The 12736-nt window shown below is 42.7% G+C and carries 11 protein-coding genes; 4 read left to right on the forward strand and 7 right to left on the reverse strand.

The window, feature by feature from the left end:
* Positions 1-208: 208 nt before the first annotated feature.
* Both ACXADT_RS19045 and ACXADT_RS19050 read right to left on the reverse strand, forming a co-directional pair.
* Positions 209-499: a hypothetical protein gene (locus tag ACXADT_RS19045; RefSeq protein ID WP_474832375.1), complete on the reverse strand. Its 291-nt coding sequence runs from the start codon at positions 497-499 to the stop codon at positions 209-211.
* Between the two features lie 587 nt (positions 500-1086).
* Positions 1087-2199: a YVTN family beta-propeller repeat protein gene (locus ACXADT_RS19050; RefSeq protein ID WP_474832376.1), complete on the reverse strand. Its 1113-nt coding sequence runs from the start codon at positions 2197-2199 to the stop codon at positions 1087-1089.
* Positions 2200-2630: 431 nt separating this feature from the next.
* Here ACXADT_RS19050 and ACXADT_RS19055 point away from each other — a divergent pair, with 431 nt between their 5' ends.
* A complete protein-coding gene (locus ACXADT_RS19055) occupies positions 2631-3554 on the forward strand; it encodes a DUF6612 family protein (RefSeq protein WP_474832377.1) in 924 nt (307 codons plus the stop codon).
* Between the two features lie 151 nt (positions 3555-3705).
* On the opposite strand, the gene ACXADT_RS19060 is transcribed toward ACXADT_RS19055, so the two are convergent.
* Positions 3706-4404, reverse strand: coding sequence for a DUF421 domain-containing protein (locus ACXADT_RS19060; RefSeq protein WP_474832378.1), 699 nt, complete (start codon positions 4402-4404; stop codon positions 3706-3708).
* 291 nt (positions 4405-4695) lie between these two features.
* Here ACXADT_RS19060 and ACXADT_RS19065 point away from each other — a divergent pair, with 291 nt between their 5' ends.
* The 3 genes from ACXADT_RS19065 to ACXADT_RS19075 all read left to right on the forward strand — a co-directional run bounded on the left by ACXADT_RS19065 (position 4696) and on the right by ACXADT_RS19075 (position 7762).
* On the forward strand, positions 4696-4998 hold the full coding sequence (locus ACXADT_RS19065; protein ID WP_474832379.1) for a hypothetical protein: 303 nt from the start codon (positions 4696-4698) through the stop codon (positions 4996-4998).
* A gap of 98 nt (positions 4999-5096) precedes the next feature.
* On the forward strand, positions 5097-6638 hold the full coding sequence (locus tag ACXADT_RS19070) for a multicopper oxidase family protein (RefSeq protein ID WP_474832380.1): 1542 nt from the start codon (positions 5097-5099) through the stop codon (positions 6636-6638).
* 338 nt (positions 6639-6976) lie between these two features.
* On the forward strand, positions 6977-7762 hold the full coding sequence (locus ACXADT_RS19075; RefSeq protein ID WP_474832381.1) for a TerC family protein: 786 nt from the start codon (positions 6977-6979) through the stop codon (positions 7760-7762).
* A 287-nt stretch (positions 7763-8049) separates the two neighbouring features.
* Here ACXADT_RS19075 and ACXADT_RS19080 read toward each other — a convergent pair whose 3' ends face one another.
* The 4 genes from ACXADT_RS19080 to ACXADT_RS19095 form a co-directional block, all read right to left on the reverse strand.
* Positions 8050-8523 carry an S-ribosylhomocysteine lyase gene (locus ACXADT_RS19080; protein WP_270181105.1) on the reverse strand — a complete coding sequence of 158 codons (474 nt, stop codon included), beginning with the start codon at positions 8521-8523 and terminating at the stop codon, positions 8050-8052.
* Between the two features lie 165 nt (positions 8524-8688).
* Positions 8689-8844 carry a hypothetical protein gene (locus tag ACXADT_RS19085; RefSeq protein WP_270181104.1) on the reverse strand — a complete coding sequence of 52 codons (156 nt, stop codon included), beginning with the start codon at positions 8842-8844 and terminating at the stop codon, positions 8689-8691.
* Between the two features lie 418 nt (positions 8845-9262).
* Entirely contained in the window at positions 9263-9424 is a 162-nt protein-coding gene (locus tag ACXADT_RS19090) for a hypothetical protein (protein ID WP_474832382.1), read from the reverse strand.
* A 104-nt stretch (positions 9425-9528) separates the two neighbouring features.
* Positions 9529-12693, reverse strand: coding sequence for a bifunctional cytochrome P450/NADPH--P450 reductase (locus ACXADT_RS19095; protein WP_474832383.1), 3165 nt, complete (start codon positions 12691-12693; stop codon positions 9529-9531).
* Positions 12694-12736: the final 43 nt, after the last annotated feature.

Genomic DNA, 12736 nt, shown 5'->3' on the forward strand with positions numbered 1-12736 from the left:
AATAATTGTCTTTATATGTGTATTTTTTTGGAGTACACAGGCAAGTATCCAATTTACGCCCCAAACACTGATTGTGCTAGCTAAACAACATAGCGCAATTACAAAAAATCCATATTTCATTCGCCATAATTTGAATCTAGAAGTCTGTTTATGATTGCTCATCATTTACCTCTAAACATGATAATTTTCAATCTAATAAACTACAAATCTACGATGCTGTAGCTAAACGAGCGCCCAACTGTACTCCGAGTGGAATTGATGCCCAGGTGATTAAGATAGACAAAAACAAATACATCCCACGAGCTTTTCCACGATAAATGAGCAAACCGACTAGAAATCCCAGGACCCAGATAAGGAGAATCATAAAAAACTCGGGTGCAACCCACGTTTTATCCGTATAGTTCTCGGCAATCGCCCCACCAGCAAAAAAGGTAGAGATCAGGACTGCCAGCACGCCACTAATAATCGAATTGATGATGTAAGTGATGTTTATTTTCATCAAGACCACATCCTTTCTTTCTTCGGATCGATTTCCAAAAGATGTTACAACTATATTAACATAAATATCCAGTTAGGATTGCTGTCGATAAGACACAGGGACAGGTACATCGTCCCAAAAATTATCTAGTATGCTATATGCAATGGATCGAATCATACGCTTCTTCTGCAAATAGAATTAACGTTGCTAGCAGGTTAGTAACACTCACAAATAAATCCCATCACTTTTAGACTATTGAGCGGGACAAGCAACCTGTCCCCTTGTTTCACTAGGGGGTACCTACCATGTAAGATAAAATGACCGCTGAACACATCATTAAGGCAATTGATAAAATGGATAATGGGGATCTTTTCAAACTTCTCAACACGTTGGCTGAAAAACATTTTGGGAAAAAACCTTCTATTGAAGAAATTAGAACAATGGATTATGAAGCTGTGTAAGACGACGAGGAATAAAATAGTGTATAACAAAGAAGGCGAAGGAAGACCTACGCCCTCTAATTATTTTTAACCGGCTGTATTAACCATTACAAATTGAACCTTTCAATTCTTTTTAGTCTCATTTGAATAGATAGGTATGTTATTACATCATTCACAGACAGTACCAATAGCTATTCCGAATGGATTTCTACCAACAGGAATAGTATCAATCATTAAATTTGTGATCGTGTTTATGACAGATACTGTATTATCAATTGCATTGGTAACATAAGCTCGGCTTCCATCTGGCGTTATTGCTATTCCAAGAGGGGCGTTCCCAACAGGGATAGTATCTACTACTAAATTTGTAGCAAGATTTACCACGGAAACTGTGTCATCTCCCACATTGATTACATAAGCTTTACTTCCATCTGGCGTTATTGCTATTCCTAGCGGATTATCACCAACGTTAATAGTGTTGGTTATCATATTAGTTATTGTATTAATAACTGAGACAGTGTTATCTCGTTGATTGGTTACGTAAGCCCGGGTTCCACTCGAGTTTATTGATATTCCAAATGGATCATCTCCAACTATAACCGTATCAATTACCATATTGCTTATTGTGTCAATTACATATACTGTATCATCACCTCTACTGACAAGATAGGCTTTGTTTCCAATAGGAGATAAAGCTATTTCACGTAGGGTGTTTCCGACAGAAATTGTATCAACAACCGTATTTGTTAAAGTACTAATAATCGAAACTGTGTTTCCATTAGCATTCGTGACATAAACTTTGTTTCCCTCAGGCGTAATGGCTATTCCGAGTGGAGAAACTCCAACGGAAACAGTATTAGTTACCATGTTCGCTACTGTATCTATTTCAGAAACATTATTGTCATCTTCAAGACAAACATAAGCTCTCTTTCCGTTTGGGGTTAGTGCTACTCCAGTTGGAGAGTTTCCGGTAGCTATATTTTCAATTACCATGTTTGTCGCCGTATCTATTACGGATATAGTATCATCTAATCGATTTCCGACATAAGCACGAAATCCACACGTTATAGCAGGATTATTGCTCACTCCCAAAACCGTATTGCAATCAAAGATAAAAACCTGCCCGTCCCTTAAACATTTTACGCAATTTGTATGTTCTTTAATTTCAAGGAATTCTACTGCTATAGGTAATAAAGAGCCTTTAAATATTACACTAACTACTTTACCTGACTGAATTCTTTTAAACAAATTACAAATACATGAAGGATTTAAAGGATCCATGACTTTCCTCCTTCCTAAGCTTGTATATCTATTAATATATGCAGTAAATGTAATTTGGTATAGACAATAGCGTTTATCAACACCTGGAGGACACAGGGGCAGGGGCACCGTCCCAACAATTATCTAGTATGCTATATGCAATGGACTGAATCATACGTTTCATTTGCAAATAGAATTAACGTTGCTAGCAGGCTAGTAACACTCACCCATAAATTCCATCACTTTTAGACTTTTAAGTGGGACAAGCAACCCGTCCCCTTGTGCCTATAAAAATGTAAATAAATGTTTTATTTCTAACTACTTGGGAAAATAAGGAATAGGTCGAAGGAGCTAGAGATTAATGTGCATCACCAGGTAGCACAATACATACTCTTACTGCCACACTATTTCTTTGTCTTTCTTTTGCCAAATAAACGAATAGGAGTGTTTGGATGTTAAAGAAGTTAGTCCCTTTATCAGTAGCAGCAATCGTTTTTGTAGGAGCCCCTTTTCACACGTCTGCGAATGAAATGAGCGCCTCAGACATCTTAGTAAAGTCTAGTGATGCGATGACAGAAGTGAAAAGTTACTCTACCGAAATGAAGACAGAACAGTCTAGCCCTATCGAGGGAGAATCAATGATGACCTCAAGCCAATCAAAAGCAGACATCACCTTAGAACCTTTTGCAATGCACCAAACGATGACAACATCTTCCGCTCAACAAGGAGAGATCACATTAGAGTCTTACTGGACAGAGGAAGGTTTTTATCAAGAAGATCCTGAAAAAGGTTGGGTAAAAATGCCTGATGAACTCACTCAGGATTTAGAGAAACTTCAAGGCATGTCGACCGCCAAAGGACAAATGGCTCAAGCAAAAGAACTTGCTAAAGAAATGAAGGTTGAAGATACAGATGACGCATACGTGTTAACGTATGAGGGAGATGGAGAAACACTATTAGAATCGTCCATGAAGATGCTTACACAGAATATGTCAGGGAATGAAGAGTCACCCCCAATGGAAGGTCTTATGGAACAGATTACGATTAACAACGTAAATTATAAAGTGACCATTGATAAAGAAACATATTATGTACAACAAATTATGATGGATTTAGATATGGAAATGACGATCGAAGATAAAACTATAAATATGAAGCAATCAATGGAAATGTCACTTACTAATTACAACCAAGTTGGTACAATTACCATTCCACAAGATGTAATCGATTCGGCAGTACCCCTGGAACCAACGGAAGAAGGCGGAGAATTACCTGATACAGCCACCCCATACCCTACTCTTGCATTGAGCGGATTAGCATTAATTGCTCTCGGAGGTAGCTTACTAGTTTTCAGAAGACGGAGGGTCACTATTTAACTAAATAAAAAAAGCTAAGAGCATTAAAAATGCAAAACCTGTATCGTTGATTATGCAACCAATGATACAGGTTTTCTAATTCTATGGAACAAAGGGACAGGTTCACCGTCCTACATATGATCAAATAAGCGTTCCTACTATCCCCTCGCCTCTAACGAACAATATAACCATCCTTCATATCCACATGAAGTGTCCCATCTTGCTGCACCTCTGCATAGAAAACTTCGGAAGGTGAAGTAACCCCTGCTCGCTCCATTTGTTCAGTCAACCATTTCTCATTCAGATTCAACAACAATAAGTTCTTAAAGTTAACGACACCATCTGAGATGACCTCCGTTGCGATTGGAAACTGCTTTGGTCTAATAGAAACATTCATATCGGTTCTCGTTACGAACTGATGAGGATCAGTTTTCAAAACAGACAGCTTCCCATTCGTTTCAAATATCGCAAGATCAACCTCTGATAATTGGAAGACATCTTTCTCTCTTAAGAGCGTTCGTAGCGTATCAATATCCAAACGGGTTTTGCGAAGAGAATGTTCCATAATCTTGCCTTCTCTAATGACAATGATTGGCTCCCCCGTCGTCACCTTACGTGCGGCTTTAAATTTAATATCGATAAACCCAATCAGTATTGGGATTGCAAGCCATGCCACAAGCACAATTACCCCTTGTAATAAACTGAGTTCCTTATTGACTACGATATCCGCAGCTAGAGATCCAATTGCTACAGATGATACCCAATTGAAGAACGTCATCTGACTGATTTCTTTCCTGCCGGCTATTCTCGCGAGAGCAAATAGCACAACAAATGTAACCGCTAATCGAAGTAATAGTTCTGACATGCTCATGGTAAATCACCCTTCTATCTTAAACAGTCCTCACTATGTATATATAGCATCTATATGTACTATCTGTTATATCCTTTAGGACTATGCAAGCAGGGTTAGACGCAGGGGCAGGTCCGTTGTCCCCCAACAATAGGTAAGTCATTGGTTCGTCTCTTTTCATATAATTATGTTACGATCAAATAGATATAAGAATTAAAGCGTATTCATTTTACTTTACTTACATAAACTATCGTTTAAAACGTATTCCTTACGATGTCACTTACACCGGTCAACTTGGAAAGGAGCCCACTCATGTACAACATGTATCGATCAAAGATGACGACCTGGAAATCATATCTCTTCTTAATCATAAGCCTGTTAACAACACTCGCGATGTTCCTGATCGATCCAATCGCAAATAACTCAGGTGAAGCCCTTGCCCTCAATGTTCTCATCTTTATCTTTGTTGGTTGTGCGCTTTCTATTCTGTTCGCTTTTATCGTTTTTCGATCGAGTGATGAGAAAAAAGGACTAGCAAGTATTGCACTCCTTTTTACAATCTTCAACGTCGTCATCACGCTTTACTTTATATGGGTTGGGATTAGCGCATCCTAATCCTTTTCTCTTTCTCCCCCTTCTCTTCTTCAAGACGCAAAATATCACTTCCAACACATATGCTTTTATAAAACCGTGTTTTGGAAGGAGTGGCACACATGCTCGAACAGTTTGTGGATCGCCTCCCCATCATGCCAGTGATTCAACCTCAATCATTTAAAGATCAGATTTCCTTTTATGAAGTGACGATGAAAGAAAGCATGCTGAAGCTTCATCGTGATTTACCACCGACGCGAGTCTGGGGGTATAACGGTCTGTTTCCAGGTCCTACGTTTCATGTGTTCCGGGATCACCCTGTACGTGTTCTTTGGAAAAGCGAACTCCCGGAGAAGCACTTTCTTCCGATCGATAAGACGGTTCACGGAGCGGACCATGGTGCTCCTGAAGTTCGTACGGTTGTCCACTTACATGGCGGGGTGACACCTGATACGAGCGACGGGTATCCGGAAGCGTGGTTTACGCCAGGGTTTCAACAGGTTGGTCCCTATTTCACAAATGTGGTATATGAGTATCCGAACGGTCAGGCTGCGACGAACCTCTGGTACCATGACCACGCGATGGGTATCACAAGGTTGAACATATATGCGGGGCTTGCCGGGATGTATATCGTGCATGATGAGGTGGAACTGTCTCTCCCGTTACCACGAGGAGAGTATGATATCCCGCTCGTTATACAAGATCGGTCTTTTCACAATGATGGGTCTTTGTATTACCCTTCAGAACCTACTCCTCCAGTGGAAGGCGTTGATCCATCTGTTATTCCTGACTTTTTTGGTAAAACGAATCTTGTTAATGGGAAGGTTTGGCCTTATCTTGAAGTGGAACCTCGGAAATATCGCTTTCGAATATTGAACGGGGCGAATGCAAGGTTTTATGGCTTATCGCTTTCGAACGATCTTCCTTTTGTTCAGGTTGGAACAGATCAAGGATTGTTGGAACACCCTGTGACAGTGCCCTACTTACTGCTTGCGCCAGCTGAGCGTGCGGATGTGGTGATTGATTTTAGTTCTTCCGCTGGTGAAGAAATTGTGATGAAGAATGATGCTGCCTCTCCTTTTCCTCAAGGAAAAAAGCCAAATCCGAAAACGACTGGTGTTGTGATGCAGTTTCGTGTTAAGAAAGAGCTCGCTTCAAAGGACCAAAGCAGCGTTCCTTACGTTTTATCAAATTATCATGTGATGAGCGAAAAGCAGGCTAACAATGAAAGAAACCTTACGCTCGGCATGAGACCAGATCAGTACGGACGATCGATCCATCTTTTAAACGATGACCTTTGGATAGATCCAATAACGGAAAAACCAGGGTTAGGTGCTACGGAGATCTGGAGTCTCGTGAATGTATCGAAAGCGACGCATCCGATCCACCTTCATCTCGTGAAGTTTCAAATTCTCGATCGGCAGCCGTTTGATGGGGACGTGTATGAGAAAGAAGGAAGAATCGAAACGACTGGGCCTAGGGTGAAACCTGATTTAAACGAGCGAGGGTGGAAGGATACAGTAAGAGCGAACCCAAAAGAAATTACGCGGATCATCATGAAGTTCACCCCGTATGCCGGTTTGTTCGTTTGGCACTGTCATATATTAGAGCATGAAGATTATGAGATGATGCGGCCGTATCAAGTGGTTTTGAAGGGTAACTGATTTGTACCTGATCACGGTGCCTGTCACCACCCGAATGAGCTCATAAAATGTCGAAAAAAACTGATTGACTATTCCATCAAAACCGCATATTATTATCTTACAGTTACCGAGTAAAAACTGTGCTCACTACGAGCTTATAACACTCCAAAGGGGAGTAGCTTACAGTTATGTCGACATTACGTGATGATACATCACCGGCTTAACTGGCAACAGAAATGTTGTTTGCGAGACCTTTGCCAATTTTGGTAAAGGGACATACGTTGTATATCCAAACCTTTACCACATTTGTTGGTGAAGGTTTTTTATTTGGTCAAAATTCGATTAAGGGAGAATGTTAAATGGATTTAGCGCTAGTAATGGAGTACGGATGGGTATTGCTTATCCTGATTGGTTTGGAAGGGATCCTAGCAGCGGATAACGCGCTTGTGATTGCTACAATGGTAAAGCACCTTCCTGAAAACAAGCGTAAAAAAGCTTTATTCTACGGACTCGCTGGTGCTTTTGTTTTTCGATTCGGTTCACTCTTCATCATTTCCTACCTTGTTCACATCTGGCAAGTGCAAGCGATCGGAGCACTTTACCTATTTGGTATTGCTGCGTATCACCTTTTGAAGAAGCACGTTTTAAAACCTAAACTTGAAAAAGCTGTAAAGAAATCAAAGGGTTCTGGCTTCTGGGTAACGGTTATTAAAGTTGAGCTTGCTGACATCGCTTTTGCGATCGATGCAATCCTAGCAGCAGTAGCTCTAGCTGTTACGCTATCTCCTACAAGTCTTCCTGAAATCGGTGGGTTAGATGGAGGTCACTTCGCGATCATCCTTACTGGTGGTATCATCGGCCTTGTGATCATGAGATTCGCTGCTGGTTACTTTGTTGGCATTCTTGATAAAAGACCTGGACTTGAAACGGCTGCATACCTTGTCGTTGCGTGGGTTGGTGTGAAGTTAGCAGTCTACACACTCGCTCACCCTGAACTTGCGATTTTATCCGAGAGCTTTCCTAAGAGCGCAACGTGGAAAATCATCTTCTGGACAGTTCTTCTCTCCATCGGTGTTGGTGGTTGGTTGATGTCTAAAGAAAAGAAAAAAGAAGTAAAATCGAATCAAACGGTTGAAGTGAACTAATGAAGAAAAAGGACCGTTCGAGTACTGCTTGATGTACACAACCACAATTGTTCATGTGAATGGCTATCTAATCAGCAATTCAAAGAACTAGAAAACCACCAAACAAAAACGGTTAGCGGCAGTAGCCACTAACCGTTTTTTTATATGGACGTGTTTAATTAACGCTCCCTTTCACCCGAGTACCTTTAAAACAGCTTCAGATAGTCTGTGCCTTAATACCTTGTCTAGCTAAACGGATGGCAGACAAAAAAACAGCGCCCCGCATCGCAGGACACTGCTTTGTTTTCTTATCCGAATACCTTTGCCAATTCTTTTTTATCCTGATTAAGCCAGAAACGCATAAGGCGCTTAGCACCTTCTAAGTCATGAAGTTTAGCCTGGCCACACTGCTTTTCGTTCGCTGCAGGAATGTCAGTGATTTCGATGGCATCTTTCAGTGTGTCTTCTATAAGATCGATGATTTCTTCAACTTTCGCCTCACCGCTTACTACCAGATAGTAGCCTGTCTGGCAGCCCATTGGCGAAATGTCGATGATCTCAAAGTGATCATACTTTTCTGCATGCGTGCGAATATTGAAGGCAAGCAGATGCTCAAGTGTGTGGATTACGTCTGGCTTCATCGCCTGTTTATTCGGCTGGCAGAAGCGAATATCAAATTTGTTTACAAGTCCGTCTGTTCCTATTTTATGAACGCCACAATGCCTCACATACGGGGCAACAACTGCGTTATGATCAAGCTCAAAGCTTTCTACTGATGGCATAGTACCACTCCTTTTATTACGTCTAATTTCATCATACACTCAATTCCGATAAATTTCATCTGTTTTATCTGAATAAGTGCTTTCGATTTTGCTTTTTCTTACAAAAAAACGCCGTCTGAAAAAGCGCTAATGGTTTTCTTTATTCAACGAATGCCGATTTGTTTCCTAATTTTTCTCCAGAATAACAAGTGAAGAAATCGATGGTACCAATCCAACTGGACTCTGAGAAACAACCTTCCATCCCTCTTGAAGAAGTTGATTTAACTCATCTACGTTATTGTTTTTATCGGATTGATATTTCACAGTGATGGCCTTTTGCATCGTACACCTCCAATTTGTAATACGTAATCGTCTAACTCTTTTTGTAGTAATACCACATTGTGTTTTCAGATTAACCTGCTCTTTAACTAATGGATTACTTCCTATATTTCACCATACTCATTTAGTTTCCTTCATTGTCTGGTAGTTTAGATGGTCTCTCATTTAGCACACCAGAAATAGGAGCACCAATTCCAATGGGGTTTGATGCTCCATTTTATACGAGATTTTAGGTTTTGTGCTCAAGAACGCGTTCGTTCACGCAGTCCAATTTACGTGGAGGCTGCCTCCCCCACTTCTATTTCACGATCAATACCGGATAATTCGCTCTATACTCTCGCTCACTCCGAACTTGCGATTTTATCCGAGAGCTTTCCTAAGAGCGTAACTTGGAAAATCATCTTCAGAACAGTTCTTCTCTTCATTGGTGTTCTTTATTCTGCTTAGCTTCTAATCCAACCCTTTTAATCTCTTCTGTCTGTTCCTTGATGGTGGTATTGATCTTTAGTAACGCACCGTATATAACAAAAATCCCAACAATCACTAAAATGATAAACAAAGTCCCCATATCTTCCACTTCCAATCATTTGTCTTTTTTTACACGATCGCCATTATTCCAGAAATTACTGGAAATCTCAAATCAATCTTCTTTTATAGAAAAAGACGGCGCGTTCACGCCGTCTTTCCTCATGCACCAGCCCATACGTCCTTCGCATATCGGCCTTCACGCTCTAGATCTTCTAACCACTGAATCGCTTCTTCTTCGGTCGTCCCGTAGAGTGAAGCGAAGCTCATGGTGAGCGCTTGTTCTACTTCTGGCGCCATCTTGCTTCCGTCACCACAGATGTACAAGCGTCCGCCTTCTTTTAATAGTGGTAAAATATCAGGGGCGTTTTCAGTTAAACGATGCTGCACATATGTTTTTGGCTGATCTGGGCAACGTGAAAATGCCGTATGAAGGGTGATAATTCCTTCATTTTCAGCCTGTTTCAATTCGTCTTGATACAAAAAGTCGTGTTCAGGATTGCGGCAGCCGAAGTAAAGATGAGCTTCGCCGAGCGTAGCACCCTCTCTCTTCATCTCTCGTCGTGCTTGCACGAAGCCTCTGAACGGAGCGACACCTGTTCCTGGTCCAATAAGGACGATCGGAGTTTTTGGTTTCTCTGGGAGCTGGAAGTTCGATTGCGGTGTGTTGATAAAACACGCGACTTTATCGCCAAACTCTCGCGTTGCAAGGTAGGTAGACGCCACTCCTTTGTACTCACCATTTCCGTTCCAAGCGTTGTCACGTACGACGCTCACGGTGATGCTCGCTTCTCGTTCGCGGTGCTTCGGTGAACTTGAAATCGAATAGTAGCGTGCTTTTAGAGGCGGCAGCAGTGCGATGAACCGCTCGAACGGCATTTCACACGCCATGTAGTGCTCCACGAGTTCAAGCATCGTCACACGCTTTTCGAGCACTTCTTTTTTATAAGTTTCATCTTCAAGCAATTGCTCGAGTTCCACAACGTGTGGCGGACAAACCGTGTGTTTTGCGAGCGCACGAATTTGCGAGCGTGTCGCAGGATCTTGAAGCTCGACGTAAGACGATAGCAATTCCTGCAACTTCACCGGTTTATCGGTTGGAAGGTGCGCTGCTTTTCCGAGATCTCCAGTCAACAGCACGTGGTCTTCACCGTTTAAAGAGAAACGATCAAGAACGCGGTTCACCATCTCGTCTCGGTTTTGAGGAAGGATCCCGACATGATCGCCTTCCCTGTAAGATACCCCATCAGGAAGCATGAGTTCGATATGACGCGTGCTGCGACCACTATCGTTATGCTGGAGCTCTACGTTTCGATTGATGATCGCCGTGAACGCATGATGCGTCCTTGCTACCGGCGTATCACTCACACCGCTCACGAAGCTCATCGAGATCGCGCTGTTCTCTTCATTGTTTTCGTGAAGTTCGATGTTCATCGCATCTGCAAGTGGTTCCCACAATGTTGCTTCCCATTTCTCAAAGTCACCTTCAAAGTCATCGCTCGCATCACCGAATCCTGCTTCTGTGATGCGTTTCGCTCCTTTTTGTGGGAGCTCTTCATCGATGAGTGAAGGAATACGCTGATACGTGTTCGCCCAGTTCCGATCCCCGCATCCGAACACCGCATATTGAACACCAGCGAACGCACCTTGTTCAGCTTCATCGAGCCATGTAACGAACTCATCTGCATTATCAGGTGGATTTCCATTGTACGATGCCGACACGATGAGGACCGCGCCTTCTGTTGGAAGTTCGTTCACATAGTCATTCAACGGTGCCACTTCAGAATGAAAGCCAAGCTTCCTGCCGCTTTCAGCGAGGTCACGTGCAATTCCTTCAGCACTTCCTAAGTTCGAACCATATAAAACGAGAAGTGGCGTGCTGTGTGCGTTTTCAGGCAGCGTTGACGCCTCTCTCTTTTCTTTTTCGGGCTCTGTCGCTTGCACCGCAAAGGAGAGCGATTCTTTTCTCGGCTTTACCTTCATCTTAAAGCCGTCCGGTTTTAACGTGAGCGTTTCTTTTACCTCAAGCTCATAGTCCGCGTGATCGATCAGGTCGAAATGCTGAACGACCATTCCGAGTACTAGCGTTGCTTCATGTAAGGAAAACTGTTGTCCGATGCAGGCACGCTGCCCGTTTCCGAACGGTTTGTATGCATGCTGCGGGATGGCGGATGGATCTTCAAACCGCTCTGGAACGAAGGATTCTACATCCTCTCCCCAGATCGACCGGTCGCGGTGAAGTTCGGGAAGAAGCAGCGTAAAGACGTCTCCCTTCTCCACATCATACTCTCCACCAAGCGTCGTATCTTCTTTCGCATAAAGCGAAAATGCTGGTGCAGTCGGCCATAAGCGAAGCGTCTCATTTAGAATCATGCGCACATACTTTAGCTGCTTCACCTGTTTGTAATCAGGAATCGCGTCCCCTGCAACACGGTCCACTTCTTCCTGCGCTTTTCTGAGCTTATCAGGGTTGTTCATCAAATAATAAAGCGCGAACGACAGCAGCCCGCTCGTCGTTTCATGCCCAGCGATCAGGAACGTGATGATTTGGAAGCGGATGTTTTCGTCATCGAGCGCTTCACCCGTTTCAGGGTCTACTCCTTTCAGCATGAGTGAAAGAAGATCGCCTTCGTTTCCATCGCCGTTCTCCTTTCGATCTGCGATGAGATCATCAACGAGTGAAAACATATACTGAATGTCATCTCGAAACTGCTTCTTCGACTTCACCATGAGTTTATCTTGAACGCCGAGGCGCTGTGATTGCGACATCGCTTCATCCATCGCACGGACCATCGCGTCGATGAATTCATGATTGTTTTCACGGTAGAAGCTGTTGAAGCGAAAATTAAAGCCGCATAGCCCAATCGTATCGAGCGTTAAGCGCGTCATGTCTTCTGCCACGTCAACTTCCTCGTCAGGGTTTAACCGTGCCCACTTTTGAACGAGCTGCGTCGCGAGGTCGACCATCTTCGTATGATAGTTTTTCATCGCCTGCTGGCTGAAGCTAGGCAGAAGGATATTATGCGCCTTCTGCCAGTTCGGCTCTTCGGTTTCACTTGTAAACAAGCCATCGCCACCGAAGGCGCGAACTTTTTGAAGAACTGGACCTACTTTTTTATCAAAGCGCGTTTGATCGCTGATTTCTTCTACAAGCGCTGCGCTTGAAACGAACGTACTCGTACGAGATGGAAACTGAAATTGATAGATTGGTCCAAACTCTTTTGCGAGTTTCATAAACGATTGAATCGGTTTCTCTTTATCAATAAGAGGAAGGCTTCCTAACGGGCCGTATGTCTTCGGTTGTGGAATCGATTTCTTAGCTAACATGAATGAATCACCTCATCTATAAGTTGTGCGGAATGAACGTTCA

This window comes from Anaerobacillus sp. ABR4_321, assembly GCF_056158505.1.

Coding starts and splice junctions, on each gene's coding strand:
- ACXADT_RS19065 (WP_474832379.1), top strand. CDS start 4,696: ATGTACAACATGTATCGATCAAAGATGACGACCTGGAAATCATATCTC.
- ACXADT_RS19085 (WP_270181104.1), bottom strand. CDS start 8,844: ATGCAAAAGGCCATCACTGTGAAATATCAATCCGATAAAAACAATAAC.
- ACXADT_RS19055 (WP_474832377.1), top strand. CDS start 2,631: ATGTTAAAGAAGTTAGTCCCTTTATCAGTAGCAGCAATCGTTTTTGTA.
- ACXADT_RS19060 (WP_474832378.1), bottom strand. CDS start 4,404: ATGAGCATGTCAGAACTATTACTTCGATTAGCGGTTACATTTGTTGTG.
- ACXADT_RS19080 (WP_270181105.1), bottom strand. CDS start 8,523: ATGCCATCAGTAGAAAGCTTTGAGCTTGATCATAACGCAGTTGTTGCC.
- ACXADT_RS19070 (WP_474832380.1), top strand. CDS start 5,097: ATGCTCGAACAGTTTGTGGATCGCCTCCCCATCATGCCAGTGATTCAA.
- ACXADT_RS19095 (WP_474832383.1), bottom strand. CDS start 12,693: ATGTTAGCTAAGAAATCGATTCCACAACCGAAGACATACGGCCCGTTA.
- ACXADT_RS19050 (WP_474832376.1), bottom strand. CDS start 2,199: ATGGATCCTTTAAATCCTTCATGTATTTGTAATTTGTTTAAAAGAATT.
- ACXADT_RS19075 (WP_474832381.1), top strand. CDS start 6,977: ATGGATTTAGCGCTAGTAATGGAGTACGGATGGGTATTGCTTATCCTG.
- ACXADT_RS19045 (WP_474832375.1), bottom strand. CDS start 499: ATGAAAATAAACATCACTTACATCATCAATTCGATTATTAGTGGCGTG.